Source organism: Streptomyces sp. NPDC050674 (assembly GCF_040654575.1).
Taxonomy (GTDB): Bacteria; Actinomycetota; Actinomycetes; order Streptomycetales; family Streptomycetaceae; genus Streptomyces.
This window is the reverse complement of record NZ_JBFAIG010000004.1, coordinates 77,566-93,443: the sequence shown is the minus strand read 5'-3', so window position 1 is coordinate 93,443 and position 15,878 is coordinate 77,566. Positions and strand designations below refer to the sequence as shown.

Genomic DNA, 15,878 nt, shown 5'->3' with positions numbered 1-15,878 from the left:
CCGGGTGTGATCCGGTTCACTCCAACGAGGTGCCGGAACCCGCGTAATGACCGGGGGGACACCCCCTTCTCCCTCGTGATGGCCTCCGGACGCCCCGCGCGTCCGTGAGGTTCGCGAGAGAGAAGGGGGTCTTTGACGATGACCGGTGCGAAGACGGCGGTCGAGTGGCTCGCATCCGTCGCGCCCGATCCCGAGGCCTGCCGCTGGGAGTGGGAGCGCAACCCGCTGGGTGTGGCGCTGCTGCCCGCCGGCAGCGCCTGGGACGTGCTCATCCTGCCCGGCGAACTCGGCTACGCCACGCTCGACGTGCTCACCCGTGTGCTCGACCGGCCGGGCCCGGTGCTCGTCGACTTCGGCGACGCCCGGATGGGGTTCTTCGTGCCGCCGGGCACCGCGGCCCGCTGGCTCGGCACCGGCATCCGCACGGCGGGCGCCGGCACCTGGATCGTCGTGCCGTACCCGGGCCGTTCCTCACCCGGCGGGGTCCGCTGGCTGGTCCCGCCGGACGGCTCGGGCATGCTCACGGACCCGGCCCTGCTGGAACTGGCCATGCACGAGGCGGCGGCGGGCCTGGCCACGCGCGCCGACGGTCAGGGCCCTGGTGCCTGAGACCGGCCGGACGCCCCGGCCGCCCGGAGGAAGAGCCACAGCGACGACAGCAGCACCGCGCACAGACACCAACTGCCCACCACGTCCAGCGGCCAGTGGTAGCCGCGGCGGACCAGGCCGTAGCTGGTGCCGAGGACCAGGGCGACGCAGAGGACGATCAACGCGCGGCGGGCCGGGCGCGAGCGCAGCCGGGGAAGCAGGAGCAGCGTCGCGCAGCCGTAGGCGATGGCGGCCGTGGCGGTGTGCCCCGAGGGGTAGTAACCGGTGCCGGGCGGTTCGGCCGGGGTGCCCGGACGTGCCATGAGCACCTTCAGCGGAACGACCAGCGCCGGGACCAGGGCCATGAGCACGGCGGCGGCGGCGACGGGCAGCCACCAGCGGTCCGTGCCGTCCCGCCGGCCTCGGACGGCGAGGTACCCGAGCGCGACGGCGAGGACCGGGACCGCGACCTGGACGTTGCCCAGGTCGGCGAGGAGCTCGGAGCCGCGGTCCGGATTCACCAGCAGGCGGCTGAGGCGTTCGTCGAGCCCGACGAGCGGCCCGCCGACGGCGACCTGCCAGGTGATCGCGGCGAACAGCAGGGCCGCGAGGGCGAGCAGGACGGTGACCGTGTCCGGGAGTGCGGTGCGTTCCCGGTTCGCGGAGATCGGCATGGGCCACAGCTTGGCACGAGCACGCATGCCCACTCGCCGCCGGAGAACCGAGGGGGAAAGGGAGGTCGGCCGCCCCGGAACAGGGGGGGTGGTTCCGGGGCGGCCGTCCGGACCGGAACGTCGCGCGCCCCGGGGGGTTTGGGGCGGGCGACCGTCCGATCGGTGAGGAGATCCAGAGCTCAGGCTCCGGTTGTGTGCGCGAGGGCACGACCAGGTCGAAGCTGGGGAGGCCCCGGCCTGATGTCACCCACAGTCCCCTGTGGGCGGGGTGTATCTCTCATCTGGGTAGAACCTACGACAGGGGCAGGGCGCAGGACAGGCCGTAGGGCGCCCTGTCATCCACCTCGCACACCTTCTTCACACGCTCTGCCGCTCACCGCCCCGGTGACGGAACCGGGGCGGCTCACCTGCCCGGACGGCGGCTCAGATGCGCGTGCCGCGGGGTCAGATGCGGGTGAACGCCTGCTCGATGATGTCGAGGCCCTCGTTGAGCAGGTCCTCGCCGATCACCAGCGGGGGCAGGAAGCGCAGCACGTTGCCGTAGGTGCCACAGGTCAGGACCAGCAGGCCCTCGGCGTGGCAGGCCTTGGCGAGCGCGGCCGTCGCCTCCGGGTTCGGCTCCTTGGTGGCACGGTCCTTGACCAGCTCGATGGCGATCATCGCGCCCCGGCCACGCACGTCGCCGATGATGTCGAACTTCTCGCCCATGGCGCCGAGGCGGGCCTTCATGACCGCCTCGATGTTCTTCGCCCTGGCGTTGAGGTCGAGTTCCTTCATCGTCTCGATGGAGCCGAGCGCGCCGGCGCAGGCGACCGGGTTGCCGCCGTAGGTGCCGCCCAGGCCGCCGGCGTGCGCGGCGTCCATGATCTCGGCGCGCCCGGTGACGGCCGCGAGCGGCAGACCGCCGGCGATGCCCTTCGCCGTCGTGATGAGGTCCGGGACGATGCCCTCGTCCTCGCACGCGAACCACTGGCCCGTGCGGCAGAAGCCCGACTGGATCTCGTCGGCGACGAAGACGATGCCGTTGTCCTCGGTGAACTTGCGGATCGCCGGCAGGAAGCCCTTCGCCGGCTCGATGAAGCCGCCCTCGCCGAGCACCGGCTCGATGATGACCGCGGCCACGTTCTCCGCGCCGACCTGCTTGCTGATCTGGTCGATGGCCTGGGCGGCGGCCTCGGGCCCCGCGTTCTCGGGCCCGGTCGGCCAGCGGTAGCCGTACGCCACCGGCACCCGGTACACCTCGGGCGCGAACGGGCCGAAGCCGTGCTTGTACGGCATGTTCTTCGCGGTCAGCGCCATGGTGAGGTTGGTGCGGCCGTGGTAGCCGTGGTCGAAGACGACGACGGCCTGGCGCTTGGTGTACGCGCGGGCGATCTTGACGGCGTTCTCGACGGCCTCGGCGCCCGAGTTGAACAGGGCGCTCTTCTTGGCGTGGTCACCCGGGGTCAGCTCGGCGAGCGCCTCGGCGACCTCGACGTAGCCCTCGTACGGCGTGACCATGAAACAGGTGTGGGTGAAGTCGGCCAGCTGCGCCGACGCCCGCCGTACGACGGCCTCGGCGGAGGCGCCCACGGACGTCACGGCGATGCCCGACCCGAAGTCGATCAGCCGGTTGCCGTCGACGTCCTCGATGATCCCGCCGCCCGCCCGCGCCGTGAACACGGGCAGCACGGACCCCACGCCCTGCGCGACCGCGGCGGTACGGCGGGCCTGCAGCTCCTGCGACTTCGGACCGGGGATGGCGGTGACGACGCGGCGCTCCTGCGGAAGTGCGGTCATGCGGGGCTCCTGGGGTGGTGCGGATGGTCTCTTGCGGACGCTCGGCTTCTTTTCTCGCAGGCTAGGGCGGGGCACGGGGGGTGGGCATGCTCCATGTGGGCGTTGTCGGTGGGACGGCTTGTCCGGGGTGGACATGGCGGTCTCGTGGACCGGTGCCCACGACCCGGCCGTGTAAGCGGTGAACTCCCCAGGCAAGGGCGTTAGATTGGCTCGCTGATGGTGGACGGAGCGGCTGGTCAGGGGGCAGGGGCGATGGACAGCGACGGGACGCAGGACGCGCGGGGCACGCATGCGAGTCCCGTGCCGCGCCCGGCGGGACCGCCGGAGGTGCCCGCGATGCCTCCCCGGCCGCCCCGGGCGCCGATGACACCGCCGCCGGACGGGTCGGCCTTCCTCGCCTGGCTGCGCGCCCCGCGGCCCGACGCCGCGCCGGGCGTGTGGCGGTTCGGGCACCGGCCGCGGCCCGCGGAGGAACCCGAGGAGATCCCCACCCGGCAACTGCTCAGCGGGGCACTGATCGCCTTCCTCGTGGGATGGCTGGTCTGGTCACTGCTCCAGAACGGCTACATCGGCACCTGGTGGTGGGTGCCGTTCGACCTGATCGTCCCCGACGCCTGGCGGGGCGGCGACAGCGACCTCGGGGAGACCGGGACGTTCATCGTCTACCAGGGGTACGAGCTGCTCGTCGCCTTGGCGATCATGGTCGGGGCGGCCCGGCTCGGCCGCTGGGGCGAGGTGTGGCGCCGCTTCGTCACCCCCCGCTTCCGCCGGCCGCAGGCCCAGGAGACCCGCACGGCACCCGAGGACGACCCCGCCCAGTGGAACGAGCTGCGCGCGGCCGGGGCCGTCGACGCCGCCGAGCGGCTCGCCGCCGAGGCACGCTCGGGGATGATGCGGGACGTCGACCACGCGCGGATCCTGCGTGCCTGGCAGGGCGTGCGCACCGGACGGCACAGCCTCGCCACCTTCAGCGGCGCCGTGCTCAAGGACGGCGCCGCCGCCTGCCTGCACCCCTCGGGCGAGCGCGACCTGCCCGCCCGGCTCGCCCGGCACGACCTCGTCACCGGGCAGGTGCGGCTCGGGACCACCGTGGACGACGCCCGCAACCCCTACACCTACCGCGGCACCGGTCTCGCCCTCGGTCCCGACCTGCTCGGCACCTCGCTCGTGGCCGTCGGCCCCGCCGGATCCGGCAAGACCGGGACCGTCGTCCGTCCGCTCGCCGAGTCGCTGTGCCTGCACGCCCTCGCCGGACGGGCCGCCGTGGTCGTGGTCGGGGCGGCCGGGGCGGGGCTCGGGCCGGCCGAGGCCTACGACGTGGTCGTGCGGATCGGGAACCAGGACTCCGAGTACGACCTCGATCTGTACGGCGGCACCACCGACCCGGACGAGGCCGCGGCCGTGCTCGCCGAGGCGCTCGTCGGGGACCTCGCCGACCCGCATCCCGGCAGCGACAGCCGCCGCTCGACCACCGTCCTCGCCCAGCTGCTCGGGCCGTTCCGGGCCGTGCACGGGCGTTTCCCGTCCGTACCCGAGCTGCGGCAGCTGCTCGACGGGGCGCCGGGGCCGTTCGCCGCCCTGCGGCAGGGCCTCCAGCAGGCCGGGCAGGAGTCGCTGCTGCGCGAGCTCGACGCCCGGGAGCGGCAGATGGGGCAGCCCGGGGACGTCGGCGGGGTGCTGGGCGATCGCGTGGCGCTGCTCGACCGGCCCGCCTTCGCCGGGTTCTTCGACACCTCCGGGCAGTCTCGGCCCTTCACCCTCAAGGCCCTCGACCACCCGGTGCGCGTGCGGATCGACCTGCCCCAGCGCGGCCACGCCGACGCCTCCAGGATGCTGGCCCGGCTCGTGCTCGCGCAGTTCACGGCGAGCGTCGCCGTACGCGAGGACCGCTCGCTGTTCGCCTGCCTGCTGCTGGACGACGCCACCGGTGTGGTGACGCCCGAGGCCGTGCGCGGCATCCAGCGGCTGCGGTCCGGCAACGCCGGGGTCGTGCTCACCCTGCGGACCCTGGACGACGTGGCCCGGCCGCTGCGCGGACCCCTGCTCGGCGCCACCGGCTGCCGGATGGCCCTGTCGGGGCTCACGCCCTGGGACGGACAGGACTTCGCCGAGGTGTGGGGCAAGGAGTGGACCGAGGCCCGGGACGTCACCGACCGGCAGATCATCGCCGAGACCCCGGCGGGCAAGGCCGTGCACATGCTGCGCCGGGTGATCACCGGCAAGGCGCCGACCGCCCGGGCGGTGACCGTGCGGCAGGTCGAGCGGGAGCGCTGGTCCGCCTCCGAGCTGGCGCACGCCGTGCCGGCGGGGCACGCGGTGCTGTCGCTGACCGACGTCAAGGGCGAGCACGCGCCTCCGCTGCTGGTCGATCTGCGGGGCTGACCCCGCAGCGCCGGTGCGGGTACGCGGGGACCGTACAGTGAGGCAGAATCGTCACAGGTCGTTCATACGAGGCGGCCAAAACACCACACCGGTCACACCGCCCTGACGCAGAAGGCCTCATGCCCCCGACGCTCGCCTCGCTCGTCCACCACTCCGCGCTGAAACTGACCGTGCGGGCGGGCCAGGACCGCCTGGACGTGCCGGTCCGCTGGGCGCACCCCAGCGAGCTCGCCGACCCCGTCCCGTACATGGAGGGCGGGGAACTGCTGCTGATCACCGCCCTCAAGCTGGACGCCGAGGACCCGGAGGCCATGCGCCGTTACGTGCGGCGGCTGGCCGGGGCCGGGGTGGTGGGGCTGGGCTTCGCCGTCGGCGTCCACTACGAGGAGGTCCCCGGGGCGCTCGTAGCCGCGGCCGAGGAGGAGGGCCTGCCCCTGCTGGAGGTGCCGCGCCGCACACCGTTCCTCGCCATCAGCAAGGCCGTGTCCGCCGCGATCGCCGCCGACCAGTACCGGGCCGTCACCGCCGGGTTCGCCGCCCAGCGCGAGCTGACCCGGCAGGCCCAGACCGGCGGGCCGGAGGGACTGCTGGCCGCGCTGGCCTCACAGGTCGACGGATGGGCCGCGCTGTACGACGCCTCGGGCGCGGTCGTCGCCACGGCACCGGAGTGGGCGGGGCGGCGTGCCGCGCGGCTCACCGGCGACGTGCAGAAGCTGCGGGACCGCCCCGCGCCCGCCTCGTCGGTGGTCGGCGGGCCGGAGAACGAGGACCGGGTCGAGCTGCACACCATCGGCACCGGCCGGCGCCCCCGGGCCGCCCTCGCCGTCGGCACGGCCGGCGCCCCGGGTACCGCCGAGCGCTACGCCGTCCACTCGGCGATCGCGCTGCTGACCCTGACCACCGAACGCTCGCGGTCGCTCCAGGCGGCCGAGCAGCGCGTCGGCGCGGCGGTGCTGCGCATGCTGCTGGCCGGGGAGCCCGACCACGCCCGCGCGGTCGCCGGAGACCTGTACGGCGAGCTGCTGGACGCACCGTTCCGGATGATGGTCGCCGAGCGGGTGCCGGTGTCGGCGTCGGCCGCGCTGGCCCGTGCCGAGGCCCGGACGGGCGCCCCGGCCGCGGACCGGCCCTCGGCGGCCGCGCTCGCCGCCGCCGACACCGGCGGCGACCCCCTCGCGGCGCTCGCGGACGTGGTGGAGTCCGCCGCGGCCCGGGCCGGTGAGGCCGTGCTGGTGGTGCCGGAGGGAGAGCGGCTGGTGGTGCTGGCGGCGGACCGCGGCGCCGCGGCGGCGGCCTGCGGGGAGTACGCGGCCGCCCTGGAGACCGCCCGGGCCGGCCTGCGCGAGAAGGTGCCGGGCGGCGAGGAGGACGAACTGGTCGTGGGTCTTTCGGCACCGGCCGGTCCCATCGCCGCGTCCGCCGCGTACAAGCAGGCCGAACAGGCGCTGTCGGTGGCGCGGCGGCGCGGGCGCGTCCTCGTGGAGCACGAGCGGATGGCGGCCGGATCGGTGCTGCCGCTGCTGGCCGACGACGCCGTACGGGCCTTCGCCGACGGCATGCTGCGACCGCTGTACGAGCACGACGCCACCGGCCGCGGCGACCTCGTGGCCTCCCTGCGCGCCTGGCTGTCCAAGCACGGCCAGTGGGACGCGGCGGCGGCCGATCTCGGCGTCCACCGGCACACCCTGCGCTACCGCATGCGCCGCGTGGAGGAGATCCTCGGCCGGTCCCTGGACGACCCGGACGTCCGGATGGAGCTGTGGCTGGCCCTGAAGGCGGCCACCACCGAGTAGCCAAACCGTAGCAACCGCGTCCCCCAGTGCTACGGCTCGGACAAACGCCCTTCGGCCACCTCGCGCCTACCGTTGGTCCCGCAGCACAGGATCACCCCCAACGCCGAAGGGCCGGAACCCCTATGACCTCCACCCACGCCTTCTGGCTCGCCGGCCGCCAGGCCACCGGCGAGGACACCTTCGACGTCACGTCCCCCTGGGACGGGCGGCTCGTCGGCACGGTGAGCGTGCCGACGGACGCGCAGGTCGAGGAGGCCGTGGCCGCCGCGCACGCCGTCCTGGACGAGTTCGCCGCCACCCCCGCGCACGTCCGGGCCGCCGCCCTCGACCACGTCAGCAAGCGCCTGGCCGAGCGCACCGAGGAGATCGCGCGGCTGATCTCGGCCGAGAACGGCAAGCCCATGAAGTGGGCGCGCGGCGAGGTCGGCCGTGCCGTGTCGGTGTTCCGGTTCGCGGCCGAGGAGGCCCGGCGGTTCAACGGCGGCGAGGCCCAGCGCCTCGACACCGACCTCGGCGGCCAGGGCCGGCTCGCCCTCACGCGCCGCTTCCCCAAGGGCGTCGTGCTGGGTATCGCGCCCTTCAACTTCCCGCTGAACCTCTGCGCCCACAAGGTCGCCCCGGCCATCGCCGCCGGCGCCCCGATCATCCTCAAGCCGGCCCCGGCGACCCCGCTGTCCGGCCTGATCATCGGTGACCTGCTGGCCGAGACCGAGCTGCCCGCGGGCTCCTGGAGCATCCTGCCGGTCGCCAACGACAAGATGCCCGCCCTCGTGCGGGACGAGCGCCTGCCCGTCATCTCCTTCACGGGCTCCGAGAAGGTCGGCTACGCGATCATGGACTCGGTGCCGCGCAAGCACTGCACCCTGGAGCTGGGCGGCACCGGCGCGGCCGTCGTCCTCGCCGACTGGGCGAGCGACGAGGACCTGGACCGGGCGGCGAACCGCATCGCCACCTTCTCCAACTACCAGGGCGGCCAGTCCTGCATCTCGGTCCAGCGCGTCATCGCCGACGCCTCGGTGTACGACCGGCTGCTGCCGCGCATCGTCGCCGCCGTCGAGGCCCAGGTCACCGGCGACCCGAGCGACGACACCACCGATGTCGGCCCGCTGGTCAGCGAGGACGCCGCCAAGCGCGTGGAGACGTGGGTCCGGGAGGCCGTGGACGCCGGGGCGAAGCTGCTCACCGGCGGCAAGCGCGACGGCGCCTCCTACGCGCCGACCGTCCTGGCCGAGGTCCCGGCCGACGTCACGATCTCCTGCGAGGAGGTCTTCGGACCGGTCCTCACGGTGCAGAAGGCGGACGGCGAGGCCGAGGCCTTCGCCGCGGTCAACGACTCCAAGTACGGCCTCCAGGCGGGCGTGTTCACCCACGACCTCCAGACCGCCTTCCGCGCCCACCGGGCCCTGGAGGTCGGCGGTGTGGTCATCGGGGACGTGCCGTCCTACCGCGCCGACCAGATGCCGTACGGCGGGGTCAAGCAGTCCGGCGTGGGCCGCGAGGGCGTGCGCTTCGCCATGGAGGACTACACCTACGAGCGGGTGCTGGTGCTGACCGGCATCGAGCTCTGAACCGTCTCCGCCCCACCCTCTGGCTCATGGAAACCATTTTCATATAAGCTCGGCGAAGGGGCCCGGCACCGATGCCTTCCGGTGCCGGGCCCCTTCTTGTGCCGGCCTGCTCCGGACCCTCAACCGGAGAAGCCGACGTGCGCGAGCCGCAGCGGGCCGCGCAGTTCGAGGCGCACGTCGTGGACGCCCGAGGCGACGACGGACGTGCCGAGGCGGACGTAGTCGTACGGGCCCGAGGTCGGCGCGGCGGGCGACAGCGTCGCGAGGACCGGGCCGCCGTCGAGGGACACCCCGACCGTGCCCTCACCGGCCACCTCGACCGTCACCTCGCGGACGCCCTCCCCGAAGTCGCAGGCCCGGTAGAGCAGTTCACCGGAACCGGCACCCACCGGCGTCACGGCGTCGCCCGAGACCTTCGTCCGGTCCACGATCTCGATACCGCTGTGCTCGTCGAATGAGGCCGCCGGAAGACCGTCCGTGACGACCGCGCGCGGCAGGGCGGGCTCGCCGTCGAGTGTGACGGTCGTCCGCAGCCGGACGTCCTCGCTGGACGCCCCGGCCAGCAGCTCGTACGCGCCCGGCTCCACCCGCCACCGGCCCTGCGCCACGTCCCAGAACCCGAAGGCGGTCAGCGGGACCTCGAAGCTCAGCTCGGCCGTCGCCCCCGGGGCGAGCGTGACGCGGCGATGCTCCAGCAGCTCCCGGCGCGGACGCGGCACGGACGCGTCGACGGCCCGGGTGTAGAGCTGGGCCACCTCGTCGGCCGTGACGTCACCGGTGTTCGTGACGCGGAAGGAGACCCGCACGGCCGTGCCCTCGACCCGGGCCGCCAGGTCGCCGTAGGCGAACGACGTGTACGACAGGCCGTGCCCGAACGGGAACAGGGGCGTGCCCTCGAAGTAGAGGTACGTCTGGCGGGCGCCGATCACGTCGTAGTCGAGGAGTCCCGGCAGGTCGGCGTCGTCGGTGTACCAGGTCTGCGGCAGGCGCCCGGCGGGGGAGACGTCACCGGCCAGGACGCGTGCCAGCGCGGTGCCGCCCGCCTGGCCGCCGTGCGCGGTCCACAGCACCGCGGGCAGCTCGGCCGGGTCGACGGCGTACGGGTAGGCGGAGACCAGCGCCAGCACGGTGGCCGGGTTCGCCGCGCGGGCCGCCCGCAGGAGCCGCTCCTGGTGGCCCGGCAGCCGCAGGGTCGTGCGGTCCTCGGTCTCCCGGCCGTTGATGGACGGGTCGTTGCCCGCGACCACCACGACCACGTCGGCCGCCGCGGCGGCCCGTGCCACCGCCTCCTCGCCGCGCTCGGCGACGACCAGCTCGAAGACCTCGGGATCCTCGTCGGCAACCTTCACGCCGTCGGCGGAGACAGACACGTGCCGGCCCGTCCCCAGGTGCTTCAGGAGGTGCCCGTTCCCGTGCGGTTCAAGGCGGAACGTCTCCTGCACGAACCAGCCGCCCGGCTGGTCGGCGGAGGCGCGCAGGAAGCCGTCGTCGGCGACCGAGAGGTAGCGGCCGTCGGGGGCGCGCAGGGTCAGGACGTCCTCGCCCCAGTCGACGAGCGCCAGTTCGGTGCCGTCGGCGTCGGTCGTGAGCGCCGGCAGGTCGGTGCGGCCTCTGAGCAGTGCCGGGTCGAGCGCGCCCTCGGCCCCGCGCACCTCGTCGGCGGCCCCCTCGGCCGCCGGCACGTGCAGGAAGGCGCCCGTGGAGGTCTTGAACCGGACCCGGTCCACGCCCTCCGTGAACTCCACCCGATCCGCGCCGAACCGTTCGTAGAGGCCCTCCAGCGGGGTCGAGCGGTGGATGAGCGTGCCGCTGTACCAGTCGAGCTTGCACTCGTCGGCGAGCAGCCCGACCACCGCCACGCGGGTGTCCGGGGCGAGGGGCAGCACCCCGTCGTTCTTGAGCAGGACGACCGCCTGCTCCGCGGCCTCCTGGGCGAGGGCGCGGTGCGCCGGGGTGTCGAACGCGCCGGTCGCGTCGTGCGGGTCGTCACCCGGGTCGAACTCACCGAGCCGGAAACGGACGGAGAGCTGACGGCGGACGGCCGTGTCGACATCGGCCTCGCTCAGCAGGCCGCGCTCCAGGGCCCCGCGCAGCCGGCCGATGATCTGCGAGGAGTCCGTGCCGTGGTCGGTGAAGCTGTCGACACCGGCCACGAGGGCCGCGGCGGTGGCTTCCTCGTGTGTGTCGAAGTAGTGCTCGGAGTCGACCAGATTGCTCGGCGCACCCGCGTCCGAGCAGACCAGCAGGTCCTCGTCGGTCCAGGTCCGCAGGTGCTCGGACAGGTACGGGGAGACGTGGTTGGGGCGGCCGTTGACCAGGTTGTACGCCGGCATCACCCCGGCCACCGCGCCCGCCCGCACGGTGTCGCGGAAGGCCCGCAGGTCGTACTCGTGCAGCACACGCGGGCGCACCGAACTCGACGTCGTGTCGCGGTCCGTCTCGTTGTTGTGGGCCAGCCAGTGCTTCAGCACGGGCGCGGTGCGCCAGTGGGTGGGGTGGTCGCCGCGCAGCCCGCGGGTGTAGGCCGTGGCGATCGCGGAGGTGAGCTTCGGGTCCTCGGAGTAGCCCTCCTCGTTGCGGCCCCACAGGGGGTGGCGCAGCAGATTGACCGTCGGGGCCCAGACGTTGAGGCCGACCCGGTCGTCCTTGGCGCGCATCGCCCGGATCTCCTTGGACACCGCGTCGCCGACGCGCCGCACCAGCTCCGGGTTCCAGGTGGCGCCGAGGCCGACCGCCTGGGGGAACACCGTCGCCGGGCCCATCCACGCCACGCCGTGCAGCGCCTCCTGGCCGGTGCGGAACGCGGCCACGCCGAGCCGCTCCACGGCGGGCGTGAACTGGTGCAGGAACGACAGCTTCTCGTCGAGAGTGAGCCGTCCCAGCAGATCGTCGACGCGCTTCGCGAGCGGCAGCCGCGGGTCGCGGAACGGTTCGGTGGAGGGTGTGTGTGCGGTCACGTGGGGATCCCCTTGCGATGGATCGTGGAGGCGCTTTCGAAGCGCTTCGATGCTGGGTCGCCGACGGGTCGGGTGTCAAGGGATCAGTGCCGTCAGTTCAAGCGGGGCACAAGGAAAGGTCCCTGTCCCGGAGGGCGCAGGAAGTTTGGGAACGACCCTTGTGCGCCCTGGGGTGTTCACTTAACCTCACAGCAACATCGAAGCGCTTCGACTACGAAAACGCCTGGTCGGTCGAAAGGTCGCTTCAGCTCAGCCAGTTCCACTCGAGACACCGCAGCCGACGGCCTCCGCCGGGTGTCCTGGTGCGCCATGAAGGGTTGACGCAATGACGCCGAATGCCGCCTCCGCCTCCTCCGGACCGAGCCGGAGAAGTTTCCTCGCCTCCACGGCGGTCGCCACCGCAGCCGTGGCCGGGGGGATGCCGTTGCTGGCCGCCTGCGGCGGGTCCGACGGCGGGTCGAAGGACGGCACCACGTCGGGCAAGGACGCCAAGAAGATCCTGCCGGCGTACGTGGCCAGCAACGTGGTGACGCCGGACATCCCGTCCAAGAACGGTTCTGCGCTCGGCTTCACCGGCAAGCTCGACCTCGCCGGCCTCAAGACCTCGGTGTCGAAGAAGCTCGGCAAGGGCGGCAAGGTCACCATCATGGCGCCGTTCTGGGGCTCGCCGCCGAAGCAGGGCAACGCCTACTACAAGGCGATGAACGACCTGATCGGCGTCGACGTCGCCTGGCAGAACCAGGACGGCAACACCTACGACCAGAAGCTCGGCGCGGTTCTCGCCTCCAGCGACGTCCCGGACGTCGTGGTGGTTCCCGGCTGGAACATGGGCGGGAAGATACCCAGCGCCATCATCAGCAAGTTCGCCGACCTCGGCCCCTACCTCTCCGGTGACAAGGTCAAGGAGTACCCGAACCTCGCGGCGATCCCGACGGACGCCTGGCGGCGCTCCATCTTCGGCGGCAAGCTGCGCGGCCTGCCGATGCCGGCGCCGTCCGCTCCCTCCATGGTGCCCCTGTACCGGCAGGACATCTTCGAGAAGGAGGGTTACGAAGTCCCCAAGTCCTGCGACGAGTTCATGGACCTGGCCAAGGAGATCACCAACGCCAGGGCCAAGCGGTGGGCCTGCCTGGACATGAAGTGGACCGCGTTCCAGGCCTTCGGCGTGCTCTCCGGCGCGGAGAAGCCGCTCGGCTGGAACCTCGTCGACGGCAAGCTCGTCAACCGCATCGAGACCGACGAGTTCCTCGAAGCGCTGGAGTGGTCCCGCAAGCTCTTCGCCGCCGGAGTGGTCCACCCCGACTCCAAGCTGGGCAAGAACGCCCCCGACCCGGGCCCCAAGTTCGCGGCGGGCGAGTTCCTGATCTACCCCAACAACATCTCCCAGTGGTGGGGCCGCACCGCCGAACAGGCCACCCAGAACCCGGACTTCAAGATCTGGGGCATGGACGTCTGGGGACACGACGGCGGCGATCCCACCCTGTGGGCCGAACAGCCCGCCGGCATCTTCGCCTTCGTCAACAAGAAGGCCTCCGAGTCGGTCATCCGCGACGTGCTGGCCGTCGCCAACGTCACCGCGGCGCCGTACGGCACCAAGGAGTACATGATGACCAACTACGGCGTCGAAGGCACCCACTACACCGTCAAGGACGGTGTCCCCCTCAAAACCGACAAGGGCAACATCGAGGTGATGAACGCCTACGTCATGGTCGCGAGCCCGGCCGCGACCCTCGCGCACCCCGACTTCCCCGAGGTCGCCAAGGGCCAGGTCGAGTGGCAGCAGCGCATGGGCGCCTTCGCCAAGAAGTCCTCCTTCTGGGGCATGCAGATCACCGAGCCCGCTCGGTACACCAACCTCTCCAACGACTTCGAGCAGCTCGAGGACGACATCGTCCGCGGCCGCAAGAAGATCAGCGACATGCAGCAGGCTGTCGCCGACTGGAAGAGCAAGGGCGGCGACAAGCTGCGCGACTGGTACCAGAAGATTCTCGACGAGAACGGCAGCGCGGCCAACTGATCCGGGTTCGAGGCGAGGAGAAGGCCGTGTCCCACAGCACGGTGCCTCGGAGCAGGGCCGAGGCCAAGAGGAAGACCACGCCGGACGAGACCCCGCCGGCGCAGGACGGTCCCGGCGGATCCCCGGGGACGCGTCCATCGGGGAAGCTGAGCCTCAAGGTCCGTCTCAGACGCGACCGGGTGCTGCTCCTGATGACGCTGCCGGCCGTACTGCTGGTGCTGGTGTTCAACTACATACCGATCCTCGGCAACGTCGTCGCGTTCCAGGAGTACGACCCGTACATCAGTGACAACGGCGTCATCTCCATGCTGAACAGTCCCTTCGTGGGCCTGGAGAACTTCCAGCGGATCTTCGAGGACTCGGCCTTCTGGAACGCCGTCGAGAACACCCTGGTGCTGTTCTTCCTCCAGATCGTGCTGTTCTTCCCGATCCCGATCCTGCTCGCGCTGCTCATCAACAGCGTGATCAGGCCCCGGGTGCGGGCGGTCGCGCAGGCCGTGCTCTACCTGCCGCACTTCTTCTCCTGGGTGCTGGTCATCGCCGTCTTCCAGCAGCTCTTCGGCGGCGCCGGAATCCTCTCCCAGCTGCTGCGGCAGAACGGGTACGACGGTCTCGACATCATGACCAACCCGGGTACCTTCCCGCTGCTGATCACCGCGGAGAGCATCTGGAAGGACGTCGGCTGGGGCATCATCGTCTTCCTCGCCGCGCTCGCCTCGGTCAGTCCCGATCTCTACGAGGCCGCCGCCATGGACGGCGCGAGCCGCTGGCGCCGGATGTGGCACGTGACCCTCCCCGCGCTGCGCCCGGTGATCGCTCTGCTGCTGGTGCTGCGCGTCGGTGACGCCCTCACCGTCGGTTTCGAACAGATCCTGCTCCAGCGCGACGCCGTCGGGCCCGGGGCAGGGGAGGTGCTCGACACCTTCGTGTGGTGGAACGGCGTGCGCAACCAGGACTTCAGCTACGCGGCCGCGGCCGGTCTGATCAAGGGTGTCGTGAGCCTCGGACTGGTCCTCGTCGCGAACAAGGTGGCCCATCTCATGGGCGAGCAGGGGGTGTACAAGAAGTGACCGCCGTCGTCGACAAACCCGTGAGCAAGCCGAGCCGGTGGCAGGCCCCGCCCCGGCCTGCCTGGGAGGAGCAGCCGTCCAGGGCCGGCCTCGCGGGCAAGGGCCTCGCACTGTCCCTGGCCTGTCTCGCGATCCTCTTCCCGCTGTGGATCGTCGTCGTGACGAGCCTGTCGTCGCGGAAGACCATCGACGAGGCCGGCGGGCTGGTGATGGTGCCCAAGGGGATCACCTTCATCGCGTACAAGGAACTGCTGAGCGGCGGCCAGGTCACCCGGGCCACGATCATCAGCCTTCTCGTCACCCTGATCGGCACGCTGTTCTCGATGACCGTGTCCGTCCTGTGCGCGTACGGGCTGTCCCGGACGGGGTCACTGGGGCACCGCTGGATCCTGATGACGCTGCTGGCGACGATGTTCTTCAGCGCCGGCCTCATCCCGACGTACCTGCTGGTGCAGACCCTCGGCCTGACGGACACCTATCTGGCACTCATCCTGCCCAGTGCGGTGAGCGTGTTCAACATCCTCGTGCTGCGCGGGTTCTTCATGGGGATATCCCAGGAACTCGTCGACAGCGCACGCATCGACGGCGCCGGTGACTTCAGGATCCTGTGGCAGATCGTCGTGCCGCTGTCCCGGGCCGTGATCGCGGTCATCACGCTCTTCTACGCCGTCGGCTACTGGAGCGCCTGGTTCAACGCGTCGCTGTACCTGAACGACCAGGACATGATGCCGCTGCAGAACGTCATGATCCAGCTGGTGCAGAAGCAGGAGGCGCCGGTGGGGCTGGGGCAGGCCATCAAGACGGGGCAGCTGTCGGGGCTGGCGGTGCAGATGGCCGTGATGGTGATGGCGCTGCTGCCCGTCGCCGTGCTGTCCCCCTTCGTCCAGAAGCACTTCAAGAAGGGCATGCTCACCGGGGCCGTCAAGGGCTGATCGACGCCCACCCGGTGGGGTGTTCCGGTTGTTCGGCGACTGCGGGCGGCTTGTGGCTGCTCGCTCGGTTCCCCGCGCCCCGTTCGGGGCGCTTCCCCCCTCCTTCCAGAACGACGAG

10 protein-coding genes are annotated in these 15,878 nt (G+C 72.0%); 7 read left to right on the top strand and 3 right to left on the bottom strand.

Features of this window, described 5'->3' with window-relative positions; all coding sequences use genetic code 11:
* Positions 1-138 precede the first annotated feature (138 nt).
* Positions 139-609, top strand: a complete 471-nt coding sequence (locus tag AB0I06_RS09070) for a hypothetical protein (protein WP_363118109.1) — start codon at positions 139-141, stop codon at positions 607-609.
* Here the strand turns inward: AB0I06_RS09070 and AB0I06_RS09065 are convergent.
* Both AB0I06_RS09065 and gabT read right to left on the bottom strand, forming a co-directional pair.
* Positions 591-1,262 carry a phosphatase PAP2 family protein gene (locus AB0I06_RS09065; RefSeq protein ID WP_363118108.1) on the bottom strand — a complete coding sequence of 224 codons (672 nt, stop codon included), beginning with the start codon at positions 1,260-1,262 and terminating at the stop codon, positions 591-593. The genes AB0I06_RS09070 and AB0I06_RS09065 overlap by 19 nt on opposite strands.
* Before the next feature lie 444 nt (positions 1,263-1,706).
* On the bottom strand, positions 1,707-3,041 hold the full coding sequence (gene gabT / locus AB0I06_RS09060; protein ID WP_363118107.1) for a 4-aminobutyrate--2-oxoglutarate transaminase: 1,335 nt from the start codon (positions 3,039-3,041) through the stop codon (positions 1,707-1,709).
* A gap of 252 nt (positions 3,042-3,293) precedes the next feature.
* On the opposite strand from gabT, the gene AB0I06_RS09055 reads away from it, so the two are divergent.
* The 3 genes from AB0I06_RS09055 to AB0I06_RS09045 all read left to right on the top strand — a co-directional run bounded on the left by AB0I06_RS09055 (position 3,294) and on the right by AB0I06_RS09045 (position 8,784).
* Positions 3,294-5,423, top strand: coding sequence for an ATP-binding protein (locus tag AB0I06_RS09055; protein WP_363118106.1), 2,130 nt, complete (start codon positions 3,294-3,296; stop codon positions 5,421-5,423).
* A 119-nt stretch (positions 5,424-5,542) separates the two neighbouring features.
* A complete protein-coding gene (locus AB0I06_RS09050) occupies positions 5,543-7,216 on the top strand; it encodes a PucR family transcriptional regulator (protein WP_363118105.1) in 1,674 nt (557 codons plus the stop codon).
* A gap of 122 nt (positions 7,217-7,338) precedes the next feature.
* The gene (locus AB0I06_RS09045) at positions 7,339-8,784 is read left to right on the top strand and encodes an aldehyde dehydrogenase family protein (protein ID WP_363118104.1); all 1,446 of its coding nucleotides are present in this window, start codon (positions 7,339-7,341) and stop codon (positions 8,782-8,784) included.
* Positions 8,785-8,903: 119 nt separating this feature from the next.
* On the opposite strand, the gene AB0I06_RS09040 is transcribed toward AB0I06_RS09045, so the two are convergent.
* Entirely contained in the window at positions 8,904-11,741 is a 2,838-nt protein-coding gene (locus tag AB0I06_RS09040; protein ID WP_363118103.1) for a glycoside hydrolase family 3 C-terminal domain-containing protein, read from the bottom strand.
* 325 nt (positions 11,742-12,066) lie between these two features.
* Between AB0I06_RS09040 and AB0I06_RS09035 the strand changes: the two genes are divergently transcribed.
* From AB0I06_RS09035 to AB0I06_RS09025, 3 genes are read left to right on the top strand one after another with little or no spacing between them, the layout of a single operon-like run.
* A complete protein-coding gene (locus tag AB0I06_RS09035) occupies positions 12,067-13,758 on the top strand; it encodes an extracellular solute-binding protein (protein ID WP_363118102.1) in 1,692 nt (563 codons plus the stop codon).
* 26 nt (positions 13,759-13,784) lie between these two features.
* A complete protein-coding gene (locus AB0I06_RS09030) occupies positions 13,785-14,828 on the top strand; it encodes an ABC transporter permease subunit (protein WP_363118101.1) in 1,044 nt (347 codons plus the stop codon).
* The gene (locus tag AB0I06_RS09025; RefSeq protein WP_363118100.1) at positions 14,825-15,760 is read left to right on the top strand and encodes a carbohydrate ABC transporter permease; all 936 of its coding nucleotides are present in this window, start codon (positions 14,825-14,827) and stop codon (positions 15,758-15,760) included. Before AB0I06_RS09030 ends, AB0I06_RS09025 begins: the two co-directional genes overlap by 4 nt.
* Positions 15,761-15,878 lie beyond the last annotated feature (118 nt).

Bases quoted from the DNA above. Each gene is read 5' to 3' on its own strand.
- AB0I06_RS09045 (WP_363118104.1), top strand. From the start codon at position 7,339: ATGACCTCCACCCACGCCTTCTGGCTCGCCGGCCGCCAGGCCACCGGC.
- gabT (WP_363118107.1), bottom strand. From the start codon at position 3,041: ATGACCGCACTTCCGCAGGAGCGCCGCGTCGTCACCGCCATCCCCGGT.
- AB0I06_RS09050 (WP_363118105.1), top strand. From the start codon at position 5,543: ATGCCCCCGACGCTCGCCTCGCTCGTCCACCACTCCGCGCTGAAACTG.
- AB0I06_RS09070 (WP_363118109.1), top strand. From the start codon at position 139: ATGACCGGTGCGAAGACGGCGGTCGAGTGGCTCGCATCCGTCGCGCCC.
- AB0I06_RS09065 (WP_363118108.1), bottom strand. From the start codon at position 1,262: ATGCCGATCTCCGCGAACCGGGAACGCACCGCACTCCCGGACACGGTC.
- AB0I06_RS09055 (WP_363118106.1), top strand. From the start codon at position 3,294: ATGGACAGCGACGGGACGCAGGACGCGCGGGGCACGCATGCGAGTCCC.
- AB0I06_RS09035 (WP_363118102.1), top strand. From the start codon at position 12,067: ATGACGCCGAATGCCGCCTCCGCCTCCTCCGGACCGAGCCGGAGAAGT.